General features: G+C 47.5%; 18 protein-coding genes. 4 read left to right on the forward strand and 14 right to left on the reverse strand.

From position 1 onward, the window contains the following. Positions 1–3: 3 nt before the first annotated feature. From sspA to zapE, 7 genes are all read right to left on the reverse strand, one after another. Positions 4–639 carry a stringent starvation protein SspA gene (sspA, locus tag HGP28_RS05295; protein ID WP_168835419.1) on the reverse strand — a complete coding sequence of 212 codons (636 nt, stop codon included), beginning with the start codon at positions 637–639 and terminating at the stop codon, positions 4–6. A 96-nt stretch (positions 640–735) separates the two neighbouring features. Next, a complete protein-coding gene (locus HGP28_RS05300; RefSeq protein ID WP_168835420.1) occupies positions 736–1473 on the reverse strand; it encodes a cytochrome c1 in 738 nt (245 codons plus the stop codon). Then, the gene (locus tag HGP28_RS05305; RefSeq protein ID WP_168835421.1) at positions 1470–2735 is read right to left on the reverse strand and encodes a cytochrome b; all 1266 of its coding nucleotides are present in this window, start codon (positions 2733–2735) and stop codon (positions 1470–1472) included. The genes HGP28_RS05300 and HGP28_RS05305 overlap by 4 nt, the downstream gene beginning before the upstream one ends. After that, positions 2735–3325, reverse strand: coding sequence for a ubiquinol-cytochrome c reductase iron-sulfur subunit (gene petA, locus HGP28_RS05310; protein WP_168835422.1), 591 nt, complete (start codon positions 3323–3325; stop codon positions 2735–2737). Before petA ends, HGP28_RS05305 begins: the two co-directional genes overlap by 1 nt. A gap of 399 nt (positions 3326–3724) precedes the next feature. Continuing rightward, on the reverse strand, positions 3725–4117 hold the full coding sequence (gene rpsI, locus HGP28_RS05315) for a 30S ribosomal protein S9 (protein WP_168835423.1): 393 nt from the start codon (positions 4115–4117) through the stop codon (positions 3725–3727). 15 nt (positions 4118–4132) lie between these two features. Continuing rightward, positions 4133–4561 (reverse strand): 50S ribosomal protein L13, encoded by a 429-nt coding sequence (gene rplM / locus HGP28_RS05320; RefSeq protein ID WP_168835424.1) that lies wholly within the window; start codon positions 4559–4561, stop codon positions 4133–4135. Between the two features lie 318 nt (positions 4562–4879). Continuing rightward, the gene (zapE, locus tag HGP28_RS05325; RefSeq protein ID WP_168835425.1) at positions 4880–5983 is read right to left on the reverse strand and encodes a cell division protein ZapE; all 1104 of its coding nucleotides are present in this window, start codon (positions 5981–5983) and stop codon (positions 4880–4882) included. Between the two features lie 163 nt (positions 5984–6146). Here zapE and zapG point away from each other — a divergent pair, with 163 nt between their 5' ends. From zapG to degS, 3 genes are all read left to right on the forward strand, one after another. Next, positions 6147–6587 carry a Z-ring associated protein ZapG gene (gene zapG, locus HGP28_RS05330; RefSeq protein ID WP_168835426.1) on the forward strand — a complete coding sequence of 147 codons (441 nt, stop codon included), beginning with the start codon at positions 6147–6149 and terminating at the stop codon, positions 6585–6587. Between the two features lie 145 nt (positions 6588–6732). Then, a complete protein-coding gene (locus HGP28_RS05335) occupies positions 6733–8097 on the forward strand; it encodes a DegQ family serine endoprotease (protein ID WP_168835427.1) in 1365 nt (454 codons plus the stop codon). A 308-nt stretch (positions 8098–8405) separates the two neighbouring features. Further along, the gene (gene degS, locus HGP28_RS05340; RefSeq protein ID WP_168835428.1) at positions 8406–9467 is read left to right on the forward strand and encodes an outer membrane-stress sensor serine endopeptidase DegS; all 1062 of its coding nucleotides are present in this window, start codon (positions 8406–8408) and stop codon (positions 9465–9467) included. Between the two features lie 136 nt (positions 9468–9603). Here degS and parC read toward each other — a convergent pair whose 3' ends face one another. The 6 genes from parC to nudF form a co-directional block, all read right to left on the reverse strand. Next, positions 9604–11868 (reverse strand): DNA topoisomerase IV subunit A, encoded by a 2265-nt coding sequence (parC, locus tag HGP28_RS05345; protein WP_168835429.1) that lies wholly within the window; start codon positions 11866–11868, stop codon positions 9604–9606. Positions 11869–11870: 2 nt separating this feature from the next. Next, a complete protein-coding gene (gene parE / locus HGP28_RS05350; RefSeq protein ID WP_168835430.1) occupies positions 11871–13802 on the reverse strand; it encodes a DNA topoisomerase IV subunit B in 1932 nt (643 codons plus the stop codon). A 296-nt stretch (positions 13803–14098) separates the two neighbouring features. Beyond that, positions 14099–14686 (reverse strand): esterase YqiA, encoded by a 588-nt coding sequence (gene yqiA / locus HGP28_RS05355; protein WP_343033811.1) that lies wholly within the window; start codon positions 14684–14686, stop codon positions 14099–14101. A gap of 25 nt (positions 14687–14711) precedes the next feature. Beyond that, complete coding sequence (gene cpdA, locus HGP28_RS05360; RefSeq protein WP_211091894.1) at positions 14712–15554, reverse strand: 3',5'-cyclic-AMP phosphodiesterase; 843 nt, start codon at positions 15552–15554, stop codon at positions 14712–14714. 24 nt (positions 15555–15578) lie between these two features. Further along, on the reverse strand, positions 15579–16037 hold the full coding sequence (locus HGP28_RS05365; RefSeq protein ID WP_168835432.1) for a DUF1249 family protein: 459 nt from the start codon (positions 16035–16037) through the stop codon (positions 15579–15581). A gap of 31 nt (positions 16038–16068) precedes the next feature. Next, positions 16069–16701: an ADP-ribose diphosphatase gene (gene nudF / locus HGP28_RS05370; protein WP_168835433.1), complete on the reverse strand. Its 633-nt coding sequence runs from the start codon at positions 16699–16701 to the stop codon at positions 16069–16071. Positions 16702–16995: 294 nt separating this feature from the next. Between nudF and tolC the strand changes: the two genes are divergently transcribed. Beyond that, positions 16996–18336, forward strand: coding sequence for an outer membrane channel protein TolC (gene tolC, locus HGP28_RS05375; RefSeq protein ID WP_168835434.1), 1341 nt, complete (start codon positions 16996–16998; stop codon positions 18334–18336). Positions 18337–18469: 133 nt separating this feature from the next. Here tolC and hldE read toward each other — a convergent pair whose 3' ends face one another. Next, positions 18470–19900, reverse strand: a complete 1431-nt coding sequence (gene hldE / locus HGP28_RS05380) for a bifunctional D-glycero-beta-D-manno-heptose-7-phosphate kinase/D-glycero-beta-D-manno-heptose 1-phosphate adenylyltransferase HldE (RefSeq protein ID WP_168835435.1) — start codon at positions 19898–19900, stop codon at positions 18470–18472. Positions 19901–19939: the final 39 nt, after the last annotated feature.

Below are 19939 nucleotides of genomic sequence, written 5' to 3' on the forward strand. Positions count from 1 at the left end.
GAATTAACGAACCAAACGCATTTCACGCTCAGCTTCGGTCAACGAAGCCAAGAACGAGTCACGTTCAAAAACACGGTTCATATAGACTTTGATCTCTTTCGAGCCTGGGCCGATAAGATCAATACCCAATACAGGCAAGCGCCATAGTAACGGAGCAAGATAGCAATCAATTAGGCTGAACTCTTCACTCATGAAGTACTCATATTCAGCAAAAATTGGGGCGAGGGTCAGTAGGTCATTACGCAGCTTATTACGCGCCGCTTCAGATTCCTCAGCATTACCTTTGACAATTTTTTCTGCCAATGAATACCAGTTACGCTCAATGCGGTACATCATCAATCGGCTATTACCGCGAGCAACTGGGTAAACGGGCATCAATGGTGGGTGAGGAAAACGCTCATCAAGGTATTCCATGATGATTTTAGAGTCATATAACGCAAGTTCACGATCAACCAGAGTTGGTACTGATTTGTATGGATTCAGCTCAATCAGCTCTGCAGGAAGATTACCTTCATCAACCAGCTCCACTTCTACGCTTACGCCTTTTTCCGCCAGCACGATACGCACTTGGTGGCTATACAAATCTGATGCACTTGAGAATAGAGTCATCACCGAACGTTTATTGGCAGCTACAGCCATGGAGCCCTCCAGTACACTGAAAAGAAAAAGCAATGGAGGCTAAGCCTCCATTGCACATTAAATATAATTGAGATCTAACGACCGATGATAGCACATTTAATGGACATCACGCCAATACTCTTTCTTAAGCAGCACTACGATGATAGTAAAGAGAACCAAAAATCCCATCACCCACCAACCGAGTGTGTGCCGTTCAAGCTTAACCGGGTCGCCTGAATATTCTAAAAAATTAACCAAGTCACGTACTGCGTCGTCGTATTCGCCACCACTCAGTTCGCCAGTACCGTCGGTTTGAATGCCAACCACGACCGCAACCTCTTCCCCATCGATGGTCTGAGTTTCAATAATCGGGGTCGGTACGCCTTGAAGCTCTTCAAGCACATGTGGCATGCCAACGCTTGGAAACACGACGTTGTTGACGCCAAACGGGCGAGACGGGTCTTGGTAGAACGAGCGCAAATAAGTGTAAAGCCAATCAGTCCCACGAACACGAGCCACCAAGGTCAAATCAGGTGGTGGAGCACCAAACCAATTTGCCGCTTGTCTTGCCGGCATCGCATTCACCATTTTGTCACCAATTTTTGCTTCGGGGTCAAAAATCAAATGCGCTTTCATTAAATCATTGGGGATCCCCAAATCATTCGCCACCCGCTCGTAGCGTTGATATTGAGTCGAATGACAAGCGAAACAGTAGTTCATAAACAGCTTTGCACCATTTTGCAAAGACGCCTGATCCGTTAAATCATTATTCGCACTGTCCAAAGGCACTTTGGCCCCTGCCGCCATCGCCAAGGAAGGCAGCATGGCAAACAAAATTACAAGCCATTTTTTCATTTGAATCTCACCCTCTCTGGTAATGGTTTGGTTGCCTCATTCTTACTGTAAAAAAACAGCAAAACGAAAAACATGAAGTAACACAAGCTAAAGATCTGTGATAACACGGTATATGTTGGTGTCGCAGGCAGCGCGCCTAAGATCCCCAGAGCAATAAAGCTAATGGTGAATTGAACAATATTAATCAAATGAAACTTACTGCGATATCGATATGAACGGACTCGGCAACGATCCAGCCAAGGCAACACAAACAGAACGGCAATCGAAGCGCCCATCAAAATCACGCCGAGCAACTTATCTGGCACGGCACGCAAGATGGCATAAAATGGTGTGAAATACCAAACTGGCGCGATATGTTCAGGTGTCTTCAGTGGATTTGCTGCTTCAAAGTTTGGCGGTTCAAGGAAATACCCACCCATTTCAGGATTAAAAAACAGGACATAACAGAAAAAGAACAAGAACCCGGCAACGCCGACCATATCTTTTACTGTGCCGTAAGGGTGAAACGGTATTGAGTCTATGATGTCGTACTTATTAGAGTAATACTCATGAAACTTAAACTGCGTCTTATAATTCGCGCCCATAGTGCCTTTCGGTAGCTTGGTCTCGATACCATCAGGGTTATTTGACCCCACTTCATGAAGCGCTAGCACGTGCAGCACCACTAATAAAAGCAATACAATTGGCAATGCAATAACGTGGAGGGCAAAGAAGCGGTTCAAAGTGGCCCCCGAAATGATGTAGTCACCTCGAATCCATAGTGTCAAATCGTCACCAATCACAGGGATTGCGCCAAACAGTGAGATGATCACCTGCGCGCCCCAATACGACATCTGCCCCCAAGGGAGTAGATACCCCATAAAGGCCTCTGCCATTAACACGAGGAAAATAAGCATACCGAAAATCCACAGTAGCTCGCGCGGCTTTTGATATGAACCATAAATCAACCCGCGGAACATGTGCAGATAGACCACCACAAAAAACGCCGACGCGCCCGTTGAGTGCATATAGCGCAACAACCAGCCATAATCGACATCACGCATGATGTATTCAATGGATGCAAAAGCCCCCTCTCCAGAAGGGACATAGTTCATGGTTAACCAAATTCCCGTAAGGATCTGATTCACGAGAACCAGCATGGCCAGAGAGCCAAACAAATACCAAAAGTTAAAATTCTTTGGCATCGGATATTCTGATAAATGCTTACGGTAGGCATTCATCATAGGTAGGCGTTTTTCAACCCAATCGAGTACCACTTGCATTATGCATCCTCCTCATCAACGCCAATCAAAATTTTGGTGTCACTTAGATACATATGCTTTGGCACAACTAAGTTCAATGGTGCAGGCACCCCTTCAAATACACGTCCTGCCATATCAAACTTAGAGCCGTGACAAGGACAGAAAAAACCAGATTTGACGCCCTGCACTTGCTCAGAAAAGGTATTAGGTAGATAGGTGGGAGAGCAACCTAAGTGAGTGCAAAAACCAACCGCAATAAAATATTCCGGCTTAATCGAACGGTAAGCATTTTGGGCGTAAGCGGGCTGCTGCTCCATTTGCGATTGGGGATCGCGCAGCTGTCCATCAATCACTGTGAGGTTATCAATAACCGTATTGGCGCGACGAACGACCCAAACTGGCTTTCCTTGCCACTCGACTCGAACCATCTGCCCTTCTTCCAGTTTACTGACATCAACTTCAACGGGTGCACCTGCGGCTTTTGCTTTGGCACTTGGGTTCCATGATTTAATAAAAGGCACGGCGACAGCGGCAGCTCCCAACCCTCCCACAACAGCAGTTGTGGCAGTCAGAAAACGCCTGCGTCCGTTATTTAATGGCGCATTGCTCATCCAAACATTCTCCCATTTGCTCCTTGTGGATAATCATCATTCCTTAACTAGAGCCTGGCTAACAAAGTGTGTAATTCGTTCTTTTTATAGGTGAGAAATGATAATTTAATTCCTCACTTTTTGACAAGATAAAGCTACCTTTTTGTAACAAATGTGAGGTGAGTCGCCCACAATTTCACAAATAATTTAAATTTATTTACGCAAAAGAATGGCCGTTAGATAACGAAGCCGTATTTGAATTTGGAAACAGGATGAGAAGCGGCAATCGCAGGATAGACAGGATAGACAGGATAGACAGGATAGACAGGATAGATAAAAAACAAAAAGCTCGACCGAAGTCGAGCTTTTGAAGCACAGTTCCAGATTGCTCTGGAAGCACCAATTTCCAATCGTTGGAAATTAACGCTTAGAGAACTGTGGACGACGACGTGCTTTACGTAGACCAACTTTCTTACGTTCAACGCAACGAGCGTCGCGAGTAACGTAGCCAGCTGCACGTAGAGCAGGACGTAGAGATTCATCGTATTCCATAAGAGCGCGAGTGATACCGTGACGGATAGCACCTGCTTGACCTGAAATACCACCACCTTTAACAGTGATGTATAGGTCTAGTTTCTCAACCAATTCAACTAGCTCAAGAGGTTGCTTAACAACCATGCAAGAAGTTGGACGACCGAAGTACTCTTCAAGCGCACGCTTGTTGATTACGATGTTGCCGCTGCCTGGTTTGATAAAAACACGTGCAGCTGAGCTTTTGCGACGGCCAGTGCCGTAGTATTGATTCTCTGCCATTTTCGAAATCCCCAATTAGATGTCTAGTACTTGTGGTTGTTGAGCAACATGGTTGTGCTCAGCGCCAGCGTAAACTTTAAGCTTACGGTACATAGCACGGCCTAGAGGACCACGTGGAAGCATGCCTTTAACTGCAAGCTCAAGAACCATTTCAGGTTTACGATCGATCAACTTATCAAAAGTGATTGATTTTAGACCACCTGGGAACTCAGTGTGACGGTAGTACACTTTGTCTTTAGCTTTGTTACCAGTTACAGCTACTTTCTCCGCATTGATAACGATGATGTAATCACCAGTGTCAACGTGAGGAGTGTATTCAGCTTTATGTTTGCCACGTAGGCGAGATGCAATTTCACTTGCAAGACGGCCAAGAGTTTTACCCTCTGCGTCTACAACGTACCAGTCGCGTTTTACAGTTTCTGGTTTAGCAACGAAAGTTTTCATGCTAATAATAACCCGTTAATTCATATTTAAACTTAAAAGAGCATAACCGCTTATGCTCCACACTGTCTAAGAGCCCAGTCATCACCCCTTCGAGCGGTTGGCACTCTCGACCCAATTTCGACATAACGTCGATAAAAGGTCTGCAGTAACGGTGGGTCGCAGGATTATAGAGAAGAGCGGAGAAAAAATCACCTTTTTTTTGTTAATTACATCTCACTTTTTCGCCCCTATCACGTCAATCCATTTGAGATCGTACCTAAGTCACCTTAAGAAACGGAATTCAGCGAAAATGACTCGGTTTGTCGACCCATTCAAACATTACGCAAGATGTTCACGCGCTAAATAGTCATGACTTTGCATCTCGATCAAGCGGGAACAACATCGCTCAAATTCAAACGTCAGTTGCTGGCCTTGATATAAAGACGCTAATGCCACCTCAGCGGACATAATTAAAGTCACATTGCGCTCGTAAAACTCATCAACCAAAGCAATAAATCGGCGCGCCGCTGACTCCTCTTTACTGTCCATCACGGTGACATCAGCCAGCAACACCGTGTGATAAACACGCGCCATTTCGATATAATCATTGGCACTGCGGGCACTTTGGCACAGCTGCTTAAAACTGGCAAACAACACCCCATCCCCGGCTGCAATGACCTCTATTTCACGTCTTTGTATCGCGATGGATTTCGTGACACTGTGCTCTTGATTGACTAATTGATGGTAGTATTGCTCTAAATTTTGACGCGCTGCGGTATCCAACGGATAGTGGTAAATCTCAGCTTGTGCCAAAGTTCGCAAGCGATAATCAATACCACTGTCAATATTCATTATCTCACAATGTTGCTCAATCAGATCGATAGCAGGTACAAAGCGCGCGCGCTGTAACCCATTTCGATAAAGACCTCTCGGTTCGATATTTGATGTCGCCACCAGGACAATGCCTTGGGCAAAAAGCGCTTTGACCAGTGTAGCCAAAATCATTGCATCGGTAATATCACTGACAAAAAACTCATCAAAACAGAGCACATCTACACGCTGCTTGAATTGCGCCGCCACCACATCCAGTGGATCAACCGTATCGTTAAGTTCATCCAATGATTGATGAACATGATACATAAAATAATGAAAGTGCAAACGCTGCTTGCGAGGTGTCTCTAGTGCATCAAAAAACAGATCCATCATGTAGGTTTTTCCTCGGCCAACACCACCCCAGAAATAGATCCCTTTGGGCGCCGGAGTAGGCTCGACGGATTGACCGGTAACACGTTGCCATAAGCTGCGACTGGGCGCGGGAGTATCTTGATAGTTTGTCAATTCCCGTTGTAAACGCTCGAGCCTCTCAATAGCCTGCGCTTGCACTTTGTCATACTGAAAGCCGGATGTTTGAATATCTTGCTGATATTTTTCAAGTAATGTCATAAGCACATTCCACAGCCTGTGAATCGAACGTCGCGCCTTCTGCTCCCTGCAATGAGTCACAAATTTGAACGCGAATTTTTGCTTTATTGCCTTTAGATCGCATAGTAACATGGAGCGACAAGCTGTGTAACCACTCGGTAAACAACATGTTAAAGGAGCAGCAATGATTTGGATGTATACCCTTGGCGGGTTAGTCGTTGGCGTGATCATTGGTGTTGTCGCGACCAAATTGAGCAGTCCCGACCACAAAAAACAAAAAGCCACTTATAAAGAACTTGAAACGGCAAAATTTGCACTGGAGCAGCAACGTCAAGAGCTGGTTGATCACTTCGCACAAGCGGCCGAAATGCTTGATGTACTTGGTAAGGATTACAGCAAACTTTATCAACATATGGCGAAAACGTCGGCTGAGTTATTGCCAAACTTGCCCGCACAAGACAACCCATTTGATAAGAAACTCGCTAAGGCGGATAACCGTGACGACGAAAATGCCGTTAGCGAACCACCAAAAGATTACGCAAATGGCGCAACTGGACTCTTTTCAATGCAACAAGCCATTCCGGTAAGTTCGCCTGACACTCAAACAGTGAGAGAGAGCGCCTAAGCTTCATTCACTGAGATGCTGAACTAATTGAGAAAACATCAGTCTCAACCTTCACTAAGATCCATTGAAAACGACTCTATCCCATCCCATTTTTATATAGAGTCGTTTTCAAAATAAAATAAGATGTTATTGAAGGAGTTATTGGATGAAAAAAACCTTACTTGCCCTTTCTTTATTGTCGCTCAGTTTAAGCAGTGCCTATCTTGCGCCCGCCTACGCAGCGCTTCCGTTCAGCGTCGATGGCAAAGAGCTGCCAAGTCTTGCACCGATGCTAGAACGAGTCACCCCCGCCGTTGTCAGTATTGCTGTTGAGGGTAAACAGGTTGAGCGAAGCCGCCTACCAGAACAGTTCCAATTCTTTTTTGGCCCCGAGTTTCCTGAAGAGCAAGTGCGCGAACGCCCTTTCCGTGGACTGGGCTCCGGCGTCATTATCGATGCCGATAAAGGGTATATCGTGACTAACTATCATGTCATTAACGGCGCCGATGAGATTCGCGTTCGTTTGCATGATGGGCGTGAATACGAAGCTGAATTAATTGGTGGCGATGAAATGTCTGACGTTGCCCTACTCAAACTTGATTCGGTCAAAGATCTGACCGAAGTCACTCTAGCCGATTCAGACAAACTGCGTGTTGGCGATTTTAGCGTTGCGATTGGCAACCCATTTGGCCTAGGTCAAACCGTCACCTCAGGTATTGTCTCAGCACTGGGGCGCAGCGGTTTAAATGTGCAAAACTTCGAAAACTTCATTCAAACCGATGCCGCAATTAATAGTGGTAATTCTGGCGGCGCTCTGGTCAACCTCAACGGTGAGCTGATTGGGATCAACACCGCAATCCTTGGTCCTAATGGCGGCAATGTGGGTATTGGTTTTGCCATTCCTTCCAATATGATGAAAAACCTCACCGAACAAATTCTTGAATTTGGCGAGGTGAAACGCGGTATGCTTGGCGTTCAAGGCGGCGAAGTCACCTCTGAATTGGCCGAAGCGTTAGGCTATGAATCAAGTAAAGGCGCTTTTGTCAGTCAAGTCGTTCCCGACTCTGCTGCCGATAAAGCGGGAATACAAGCCGGTGATATTATCGTTTCCATCAACGATAAACCCATCAGCACCTTCTCTGAGCTGCGTGCAAAAATTGCCACATTGGGCGCTGGAAAAGAGGTCAAACTCGGTGTACTTCGTGATGGCAAGAGCAAAACGTTTGACGTAACGCTTGGTGAAGCGCAGCAAGCCAAAGCCAAAGCCGAGAGCTTACATCAAGGTCTCAGTGGCGCTGAGCTGAGTAATACCACCAGTCAAGATGCCATCGAAGGGGTTAAAGTCACTCAAGTGGCAGAGAACTCACCAGCGGCTCGTTATCAATTGCAACCGGGCGACATTATTATTGGCGTTAATCGTCAGCGAGTGAAAAATCTGGCCGAGTTCCGTCAGGTAACGGAAAACCACCCAGGCGTGCTAGCACTCAATATTCAACGTGGCGATCGCACGCTCTACCTCGTAGTACGTTAATAATATACCCAAATAACTTGGCGTTTGTGAGTGCTAGTCAACAACGCCACAACCTCAAGTAGGACGGGGATAACGGACGCTTTGTTATTGAAGTCACCCTTTCAATAAAAAATGAGGTTTACTAACATAAAAAGCCGCTCAAATGACGCGGCTTTTTTGTTATTTTGCGAGCAAATGGTATCCTTTGCACTCGCTGTTTGATTTAAAGCCACCCTTTATTAGAGAGCAGCCTATACCCCTACAACTTCAAGTGAAAAGGGTATGAATCAGACTTATGTAAACGCCACCTGCCATGGTGCGGAGAAATCATGCTGAGTTATGTATTGAGGTCGGTCTTTTTAGGTCTTGCCACTGCGGCGATTGTCCTTGTGGCCTTACCGACCATAAAAGCGCGAGTGCAACCGTTTGCAACACCACCAAGTAATCTTGCTGAACTGCAGGTCTCTTTTAATGACGCGGTACGTAATGCTGCGCCTGCCGTCGTCAATATTTACAGCCGTCAATATCTCGAAAATGACCGCACGCGGCTGTCGACTCAGGGCTTAGGGTCCGGCGTCATTGTGTCTGAAAAAGGCTATATCATCACCAACTACCATGTGGTTGCGCAGGCAGATCAAATCCTGGTCGCGCTACAAGATGGCCGAGTTGCCGCTGCTCAATTGGTGGGGACCGATCGTCGAACTGACATTGCCGTATTACGAGTTGAAGGTAGCAGCCTACCAGTGATCCCACAAAACCCGAGCTACCAAGCTAAAGTCGGCGATGTTGTACTTGCCATTGGCAACCCATACAACCTAGGTCAAACAACTACATTTGGTATCATTTCTGCGACAGGTCGTTCATCGATTAGTGCCGATGGCCGCCAAGCCTTTCTGCAAACAGATGCTGCCATTAATGAAGGCAATTCAGGTGGAGCGTTAGTCAACACTCAAGGTGAACTGGTCGGCATTAATACCGCCTCATTTCAACAAGCAACCGAGCTGGAAACCTACGGCATCTCATTTGCGATACCTTATCAGTTAGCCTACAAAATTATGGAAAAAATCATTGCCGATGGTCGCGTCATTCGAGGCTATATCGGTATTGATGGACAAGATATCAATGCCGTCACGGCACGCCTTTTAGGCAATGAACACATTGGTGGTATTGTGGTGCTTGGCATCGACCCCAATGGCCCCGCGTCAAAAGCTGGGTTTTCTCCACAAGATATCATCATCAGCATTGATAAACACAAAGTTCAAGGCCGCCAAAGTGTTATGGATATCGTCACTGACTTACGTCCAGGCACAACAATTGATGTTGGGATTATTCGCCAAGGCAAGCCCCTCACCTTACAAGTTACGATTGCCGAAGATCCTCATCGAGGATGATAGTGTCTAGGTTTATACCCATATATGGTCAGTTGATAACCGAAAAGCGTATCAATTCGCCATAAAGAGACACATTGATTAAGGTAAACCCTGAAAAAAACACCGCATTGGCGGTGTTTTTTTAGGTTACGCTGTGCTACGGCGTGTCGACTAAGTCATTTTGCAGTTCAATTTCGGTCACGCGTTGTAAGCCTCGCGGCAGTAAACCACCTCGACGCCCACGCTCACCTCGGAAATTATCCAAATCACTCGGCTTAAGTCCAAGCTTACGCTTACCCGCATAAAGCGTAATGTGCGCGCCTTGCGGTAAGGCCATCAGGTGAGTAAGGAACTCCTCACGCGCTTTGGCTTTAGCGCTCGGAATATTAATGATCTTATTCCCCTTACCTTTCGCAAGTTGTGGCAAGTCTTTCATAGGGAACAACAACATACGACCTAGGTTCGTGATGGCTAAAATCTCATCCGTATCGAGATTCGATATCGCAGACGGCGCCATCACCTCAGACGCTTCTGGCACAGTTATCAGCGCTTTACCACTGCGATTTTTAGACAATAAATCAGCGCCTTTGCAGACAAAACCATAACCGGCATCCGATCCAACCAGCCATAATTTATCTTCTTCGCTCATGATCACCTGACGAATACTTGAGCCCGGAGTGATATTCAAACGCCCTGTTATTGGCTCACCTTGACTGCGCGCCGAAGGGAGAGAGTGCGACTCGAGTGAGTAACTTCGGCCGTCACTGCCAATAAAGACCGCCGGCTGATTGCTTTTGCCCAGAGCATGGGCCAAATAATTATCGCCGGACTTATAACTTAAGCCCGTCACATCAACATCATGACCTTTAGCATGACGTACCCAGCCTTTTTCTGAAAGCACCACTGTAATCGCTTCGCTTGGCACCAAATCACGCTCAGTTAGCGCTTTCGCTTCAGCGCGCTCAACCAAGGGGGAACGACGATCATCGCCGTATTTTTCCGCGTCTGCTTTGATCTCTTTTTTCAGTAAGGTATTGAGGCGACGCTCAGAGCCAAGCAGTTGCTCAAGTTTTTCACGCTCTTTTTCCAACTCATCTTGCTCACCACGGATCTTCATCTCTTCCAGTTTGGCAAGGTGGCGAAGTTTGGTATCTAAAATGGCATCCGCTTGAATTTCAGTGATACCAAAGCGTGCCATTAAGACCGCTTTTGGATCGTCTTCGGTACGAATGATCTCAATCACTTCATCAAGATTGAGATAAGCCACCAGCAAGCCTTCCAAGATGTGCAAACGTGCTAGCACCTTATCTAAGCGATATTGCAAACGACGTGTCACAGTATCTCGACGGAAGGCGATCCACTCAGAGAGAATTTGCACCAAGCCTTTCACTTGAGGGCGGTTATCCAAACCAATCATATTGAGGTTAACGCGGTAGTTACGCTCAAGATCGGTCGAAGCAAATAGGTGATTCATCAACATATCGCAATCAATGCGATTGGAGCGTGGCACAATGACGATACGCGTTGGGTTTTCATGGTCCGACTCATCGCGCAGATCTTCGACCATAGGCAGCTTCTTCGCGCGCATCTGCGCGGCAATTTGCTCAAGCAATTTTGCCCCAGACACTTGGTGTGGCAGTGCGGTGATCACAATATCCCCGCCCTCTTTGTGCCAAACCGCGCGCATTTTGATTGAGCCACGACCGCTGCGGTAAATCTTCTCCATATCCGAAGCGGGCGAAATGATCTCCGCTTCGGTAGGATAGTCTGGACCTTTAACGTATTGCATCACCTCAGTTAATCCTGCTTTAGGATTATCAATTAGGTGAATGGTTGCATCCGCAATCTCGCGCACGTTATGAGGCGGTATGTCGGTTGCCATACCCACCGCAATGCCCGTCACGCCATTGAGTAAAATATGTGGCAGACGTGCTGGTAACATTTGTGGCTCTTTCATAGTGCCATCAAAGTTAGGCTGCCACTCAACAGTACCTTGGCCTAATTCGCCCAATAATACTTCGGCAAATTTTGATAACTTTGCTTCGGTATAACGCATCGCCGCAAACGACTTGGGATCATCCGGAGCACCCCAGTTGCCTTGACCGTCAACCAGTGGGTAGCGGTAAGAGAAGGGCTGCGCCATCAAAACCATCGCTTCGTAACACGCCGAGTCACCATGGGGGTGGTATTTACCCAACACGTCACCAACGGTACGCGCCGATTTTTTGTATTTTGCTGATGCGGATAATCCAAGCTCAGACATTGCATAAATGATTCGGCGCTGAACCGGTTTTAAACCATCGCCAATATAAGGAAGCGCGCGATCCATAATGACGTACATCGAATAGTTGAGGTACGCTTCCTCGGTAAACTTGCGCATTGGCAGTTGTTCTACGCCATCGTAAGTAATTTCAGTCGCCATGCTTACACCTCAGTCTCGGTCAAATCATCACTATTGAGTCCATCGGCCTGATTTTGCAGATCAGCCTGATCGCCATTGCTTTGCAACCAAGTGCGACGGTCATCTGCGCGTTTTTTACCCAGCAGCATGTCCATCATTTCCATCGTTGCCTCACTGTCATCAATCGTGAGCTGCACCAAACGGCGCGTGTTTGGATCCATAGTGGTCTCGCGCAGCTGAAGTGGGTTCATCTCACCCAACCCTTTAAATCGTTGCACGTTGATTTTGGCTTTCTTCTTCGATAGACGCTCTAAAATCCCTTCTTTTTCTGCATCATCCAGCGCGTAAAACACCTCTTTACCGCAATCAATTCGATACAATGGCGGCATAGCAACATAGATGTGCCCCGCTTCCACTAAGGCGCGGAAATGACGGGTAAACAGCGCGCACAACAAAGTGGCAATGTGCAAACCGTCCGAGTCCGCATCGGCTAGAATACACACTTTGCCATAACGCAACCCATCGAGGTTTTCTGTATCAGGGTCAATGCCAAGCGCCACCGAAATGTCATGCACCTCTTGCGAGGCCAGCACTTGATCTGCAGCGACTTCCCAAGTGTTTAAGATTTTACCGCGCAGTGGCATCACCGCCTGAAATTCACGGTCGCGAGCTTGTTTGGCTGAGCCACCCGCCGAGTCACCTTCGACAAAAAAGATTTCGGTACGACTTAAGTCTTGCTGTGAACAGTCGGTCAGCTTGCCAGGAAGCGCAGGGCCTGAAGCCACTTTCTTACGCACCACTTTTTTACTGGCGCGCATGCGGCGATGAGCATTAGCAATGCACACTTCGGCTAACTGTTCAGCCAGTTGTGGTTTTTCATTGAGCCACAAACTAAACGCATCTTTCACCACGCCTGACACAAACGCTGCGGTTTGACGCGACGATAAACGCTCTTTGGTTTGGCCGGCAAATTGCGGATCTTGGATCTTCACCGAAAGCACGTAAGAGCAGCGGTCAAATACGTCATCGCCGGTGAGCTTCACGCCGCGCGGCAGCAAATTGCGGAATTCACAAAATTCGCGCATTGCATCCAAAAGACCTTGGCGCAAACCGTTAACGTGAGTACCGCCAAGTGCTGTCGGGATGAGGTTCACGTAGCTTTCGGTGATCATGTCACCGCCTTCAGGCTGCCAAATGACGGCCCAGTTCGCCGCTTCGGTTTCTGCGCTAAACTCGCCCGTAAAAGGCGCTTCTGGCAAAACGGGATAGCCTTTAACGCCGTCTGCCAGATAATCTTTCAAGCCGTCTTCGTAAAACCAGCGATAATCATTGCCGTTGACCTTGTCACTGAACGTAATTTCAAGGCCTGGGCATAACACCGCTTTTGCGCGCAAATTGTTGACCAGGCGCGTCACAGAGAAGTTTGCTGAGTCAAAATAGCTCGCGTCAGGCCAAAAATGAACACTGGTACCACGATTACGACGACCGCAGGTGCCAGTAACCGTTAAATCTTGCACCTTCTCGCCATGTTCAAAGGCAATTTCATACACTTGCCCATCACGGCGTACGGTCACTTCCACACGTTTGGATAACGCGTTGACCACCGAAATGCCCACACCGTGCAAACCACCAGAGAACTGGTAGTTCTTATTGGAAAACTTACCGCCTGCGTGGAGTTTGCATAGGATCAGTTCAACGCCCGAAATTTTCTCTTCTGGGTGAATGTCGACTGGCATGCCTCGGCCATCGTCAATCACTTCTAAGGACTGATCAGCATGCAAAATGACTTGGACTTTTGACGCGTGTCCGGCCAGCGCCTCATCAACGCTGTTATCGATGACTTCTTGGCCTAAATGGTTAGGACGCGTGGTATCCGTATACATCCCCGGCCTACGGCGGACTGGCTCTAATCCATTTAAGACTTCAATGGCACCAGCATTATATTGTTCAGTCATAATACGGAATGATTCTCAATAATTATTCTAAGCGTCACCGCTAAAACCGACACGATGACAAAAAAGAGGTTAGGATCACAAGAGCATCGCAGCGAAAAAAACGGCGAGCCATCGCGATAAGAAAGACATACTCGGAAAGCATACGGATTATGTCAAGAATTGCGGTAAAAGGTGGGTAAAATCTACGATCTTTTGCGAGTTTTATGCACAGTTCACACTTTATTACCGCATCATCTTGCACCACATCGTCTTGATATTCCCTGATGCCGTTGGCTTAAGAGTAAAGCGTCGCAATATTAAAGTGCTAAAAAGTCAACAATGTCTGCCGCATAACGCTCAAAACCGACAAAACTATGATCGCCGCCTTGCTCCACCGTCTGCTTCGCCTGCGCAAGTTTCGTCACAGCTTGACGGTAATCCAACACCTCATCGCCCGTTTGCTGAAGCAACCAAAAATCACTCGGTGAGGCGAGCGTCACGACATCCAACGCTTTTAACTCATCAATATGGTGCGACTCTAAATGGTAGTGCTCACTGGTGTAAGGGTTGGTCTGCGGGCCAAGATACTCCGCTAACAATTCATAGGGACGCACAGCGGGGTTTATCAGAACCGCACGAAAGCCAAACTGTTGATTGAGCCACAAGGCAAGATAGCCGCCAAGTGAGCTACCAACCAGCCCGATGTGATGGGAATCTCGATGCGATTCCACGATGGATAAAAGCGCATTGGCTGCCGCTTGAGGGTAATTGGGCAACTGAGGCGTTAATACGGTGATATCAGGTCGGTGTTCTTGGCAATACTGAGCCATCACCTGCGCTTTGTGTGACAACGGTGAGCTGTTAAAGCCATGAATATAAAGTAGCAGTGATGGTTTCATTGGCACACTCCTTTGCCGACAATGATGAAAATCAATATCCGGCTGATGTGAAATCCGGCAAAAAGTGATTTGGCTGCAAGCGTTTTACCTGCGTTTCGATAACACCATTTGGCTGAAGTGTCAGTTCTCGCCATCCTGGTGCGTTGCGATCAAGCGCAAAATCATCAGAGTTAGGTTTAAACTGCACACACGTTGATGGCGTCGCAAGCACTCTGACGCCTTGATAAACACAGTCCAGCTCTTGGTGAACGTGACCACACACAACGCCTCGTACATGATCAAACTGCGCCACAAGCTGCCAAAAAGCCTCCGCCTCTTTTAAGGTATGCTGATCGAGCCACTGACTGCCGACCAAACGAGGAGGGTGATGGAGTAAAACCAGCGTATAGCGCTCACGATTCTCACTCAGTGCCTGTTCAAGCTGATCGAGCTGCGTTTGTTCAAGGTAGCCATGTGGCACACCTGCCACCTGTGAGTCCAACAAAACCATCTGCCAATGCTGCCCCAACATGACCGTCGTTGGTGCGTGTATCTGCGCACTTGGAAAAATACTGTGCATTCCGGGCTTATAGTCATGGTTGCCTGGCAGCCAGAAACAGGGCTTTTGCAACGGTTCTATTCCTTTTGCAAAGCGCTGGTATGAGCTATCGGTATGATCTTGCGAAATATCGCCAGTCGCGATAATCGCATCAAAGCCGACTTGTTGACGCACAATAGCGTCCACCACGGCAGTAAAACTGGCCAGCGTATTAACACTCAATAAGCTGCCTTCCTCTGCGGCGAATAAATGCGTATCGGTGATCTGCAGTAATCGCACACTCTCTAACGCGCTGATATCGCTTAGTTGTTCAAGATCACTTTGTTGTTGTTGCAAAATCAAAACCTGACTTCAAAAATATTAAAATTTAATCGGCGCTCGGCTTATCCCATTTTTGAGACAAAACGTTAACCACTCCCCGAGAAAAAGATTCAACTGATGCTTTTCATCCCGCTGCATCAAACGGTCGTTAGGGTAATCGTACTTTGCTTTTATTTGACTAAACTCACCGCTACTCAAGACTTCTGCAACACGAGCATCGTGATACAAACGCACCGTCATGGTCGGCAGTGGGAACACAGGTTGCGTTTCACACTGACAAATTTCCAAGAGTGTGGTGTATTTGGTGACATCCATTACCGTCAATTGATAGACCATCTGCGCGGCTTGGTAACAGCGAACATCCCCCACCTGCGCTTGATGCGGCAATAGCGCATTTAACTTGGCATAATTGGTCTCATAGCAACGCATTAACATTGGCAAATCAACATGGTAGCGAGGTTTTCCTGCCGCCGCCGAGCTGGGTATTTTACGCTTCATATCACAGCCGAACCGTCATAAGAGGCCACGTTCATGAGTCCAACCATTGTGACTTTAGCGTTAAATGATTCAATGCTAACCATTGCAGCGCGATTATTGTGGCACCATTCTCGAATTTACCCTGCGCCAGCCAATCCATTGCCTCTTCTCGACTGAGCACAAACACGCGGATATCTTCATTTTCATAATCTAAGCCATGGATTCCCTTAGCTTGGCTGGCATCCACTTCTCCCACAAACAGCTCGATTCGCTCCGAGCACCCACCAGAGGAGGGATAATAAGAAAGCAGCGACTGCATACGCCCTATCGATACACCAGCCTCTTCTTCCGCCTCTCGACGAGCGACAGCCTCACCGTTTTCATCGCGGTCAATTACACCCGCGACGATTTCGTACTGCCACGGATGTGGATGTTCAAGCGCGCCAACACGAATTTGTTCAATAAAGACAATCTCATCACGCACAGGGTCATAGGGTAGAATCGCGACCGCCTCACCACGTTCAAACAGCTCTCTCTCAACAATGGCACTCCATCCTCCAGCAAATTTTCTATGCTGAAAGCGGTACTTACTCATTCGGAAATAACCTTGGAACAGTGTGTCTTTAGAAATAATTTTCACATCGCTGGGAGTAAACTGTTGATCTTGCTTGTCCAAATTTGGCATGCCGTACCTCGCTCTACTGGGAGTTACCCGTATCGAGTTCTGTTAAGCTTCGACTCTATCAAGGGTCGAAACGTTCAGAAATCTTTAGGCAACATTTTACTCAACCTATTTCGTGACTCAAAGGACTTGGTTCAACTTTCTATACAAATTTTATTCATTCAGTTAAGTGTTTGCATGGAAATATATTGCACAATTGGACAATTAAGTATAAAACTGCAGAAAGTCGGGCAAAGATCCATCATATTGAGTTAAACTCTTGACAACATACCAAACTTTTAATCGCAGGAATGGAAAATGAAAAAACTGCTTCCCTTGGTCATCAGTGCCACTTTAGGCAGCGTCAGTCTGAACGCCTTCGCCGAATCTTTGGTTCAAATTTACGATGTGGCGAAACAGAATGATCCACAGTTACTGCGCACTCAAGCGCAGCGCGATGCCGCCTTTGAAGCGATTACCTCAAGCCGCAGTTCACTGTTGCCACAAATTAGCCTTGCTGCCAGTTACACCCTCACGCGCGGAAAAATTAACCCTGATACAGGGCCGGATCGCGACAACGACGATAATGTTGCCAATATCGGCCTAAACCTAACCCAAGAGCTTTATGACCGTTCATCTTGGATTACACTAGATACCGCAGAAATGACGGCGCGCCAAGCAGACGCAACCCTCGCGGTGACTGAGCAAAGCCTGATCCTTCGTGTAGCACAGGGCTATTTTAGTGTGCTCAGCGCGCAAGATAACCTTGAGTTCATTCGCGCAGAAAAGACCGCGGTTGGCCGTCAACTTGAGCAAACCAAACAGCGTTTTGAAGTGGGTCTCTCGGCCATTACCGACGTACACGATGCGCAGGCGCAATACGACAGCGTACTCGCTAGCGAAATCTTAGCTGAAAATACGCTGGCCAACAGTTATGAAACATTGCGTGAAATCACTGGCCGTAGCTACCAAAATCTTGATGTGCTTGATACCAAGCGTTTCTCAGCGGTCAATTCCACCACTGCACCTGAGCAGCTCATCAATGAAGCGCAAGTGAAAAACTTAAGCTTACTGGCGCAACGCATCGCAGTGGATATCGCCAGAGAAAACATTTCGCTGGCCAGCTCTGCCCATTTGCCAACACTCGATTTGGTGGGTGGTTACTCGATTTCTGATACCAGTGATTCAACGGTTAATAACGGGATCTCTAACGATGGTCGAGCTAACGGCTTTAACATTGGCGTACAATTGGCCGTACCTCTGTATCAAGGCGGTCGCATCGACTCTTTGACTAAACAAGCCGAGTTCAATTATGTGGCGTCAGCTGAGCTGCTTGAAGAAACCTACCGCTCTGTATCTGCAACGGTACGCGCGCAACAAAATAACATCAATGCCAACATTGGCGCGATTCGCGCTTACGAACAAACCGTGATTTCTGCACGCTCAGCACTTGAGGCGAACGAAGCTGGATTTGAAGTGGGTACCCGTACCATTGTTGATGTCCTCGATGCGACTCAAAGTTTGTATGATGCAAACCGCAACCTGTCTAACGCGCGTTACAACTACATCTTAAGCCAATTGCAATTGGCGCAAGCGGTTGGCACGCTCAGCGAGCAAAACTTGGTCGATGTTGACGCAGGCCTCATCCCTGCCAAGTAACACTTAAGTTCAAAGCGCGTTTCAGCACCGAAAACGTGAATCGATAACAAAAAAGCCAGCGATGCTGGCTTTTTTACATTTCAAGGCGTTTGAGTGTCAAAGCATAGCGCTCAGCAACTTAGCGTTGCTGTGATTAGCCCTTGCCGCCTTTGATCGCATTAATGATTTCGCTGGTCGAGCAACCGTCTTCAAAATTGAGTACGCGCACTTCGCCACCAGCGGCGATCACTTCTTTCCCGCCTGCAATCTCATCCGGTTTGTAATCGCCACCTTTGACTAAAAGCGACGGCAACACTTCGGCAATCAATCGTTGAGGCGTATCTTCACTAAAAGGCACAACCCAATCGACCGCGCCGAGTCCTGCCAGCACCGCCATTCGGCGATCCGTCGGATTCACTGGGCGGCCAGGCCCTTTTAAACGCTTGACTGAATCGTCAGTATTCACAGCCACAATCAAGCGATCGCCTAATTTTGCGGCATGATTGAGATACGACACATGACCTGCGTGCAAAATATCAAAACATCCATTGGTCATTACCACCGTTTCACCGCGCGCTTTCGCTTGCTTTACGGCGTCAATCAATGCCGATTCAGTGATAACGCCAAAGTCAGTATCTTGCGTGCCATGAATCGCTTCAGCAAGTTCAATGGTCGACAGTGTCGATGTTCCTAACTTACCGACCACAACACCTGCCGCCGCATTGGCCAATGCACAGGCTTCTTCTAACGCTTTGCCCGCTGCGACAGAGCTTGCTAGAACCGAAATCACGGTATCACCTGCGCCCGTCACATCGTAGACTTCTTTGGCTTGAGTGGGCAAATGAAATGGCGCTGTATCACGACGCACTAGCGTCATACCATGCTCACTGCGAGTGACCAGAAGAGCATCCAAATCAAATTGTTCAATCAGTGCCAAACCTTTTTCGACTAAATCGTCATCGCTGGTCACTTTACCTACCACAGCTTCAAATTCCGACAAATTCGGGGTCAGTAACGTAGCTCCACGGTAGGGTTCAAAATCGGTTCCTTTGGGATCAACAAAGACGGGCACATTGGCCGCACGCGCTTTTTGAATGTAAGCTTGCACATGCTCAAGGGCGCCTTTGGCATAATCAGACATAATCACCGCTTGAACATTGGGCAGAGCGCGCTCCATACGCGCCAAAATCAGTTCAGGATCGGTATTTTCAAACTTGTCTTCAAAATCAAGACGCAATAACTGTTGACCACGACTGATCACACGCAATTTGGTAATGGTTGGATAGCTTGGTAACGCAACAAAGTCACAATTGACCTTCAACGCACTCAGAGTCTCGGTCAGCACCTTAGCGGGCTCATCCATCCCCGTCAGACCGACAATGTGCGCGTGTCCGCCCAAAGAGGCGATATTCATCGCGACGTTTGCAGCGCCCCCCGGACGCTCTTCATTATTATCCACCTTGACCACCGGCACTGGGGCTTCTGGTGAAATTCGTCCCGTAGGACCAGACCAATAACGGTCTAGCATCACATCACCAATCACAAGCACACCCGCTTGACTGTATTCTGGCAAAATGGGTTTCATAAAAAGCATCTCCAATTATTATTCTTTATCACACCTAAC

This window comes from Vibrio agarilyticus (assembly GCF_012641465.1).
Classification (GTDB): domain Bacteria; phylum Pseudomonadota; class Gammaproteobacteria; order Enterobacterales; family Vibrionaceae; genus Vibrio; species Vibrio agarilyticus.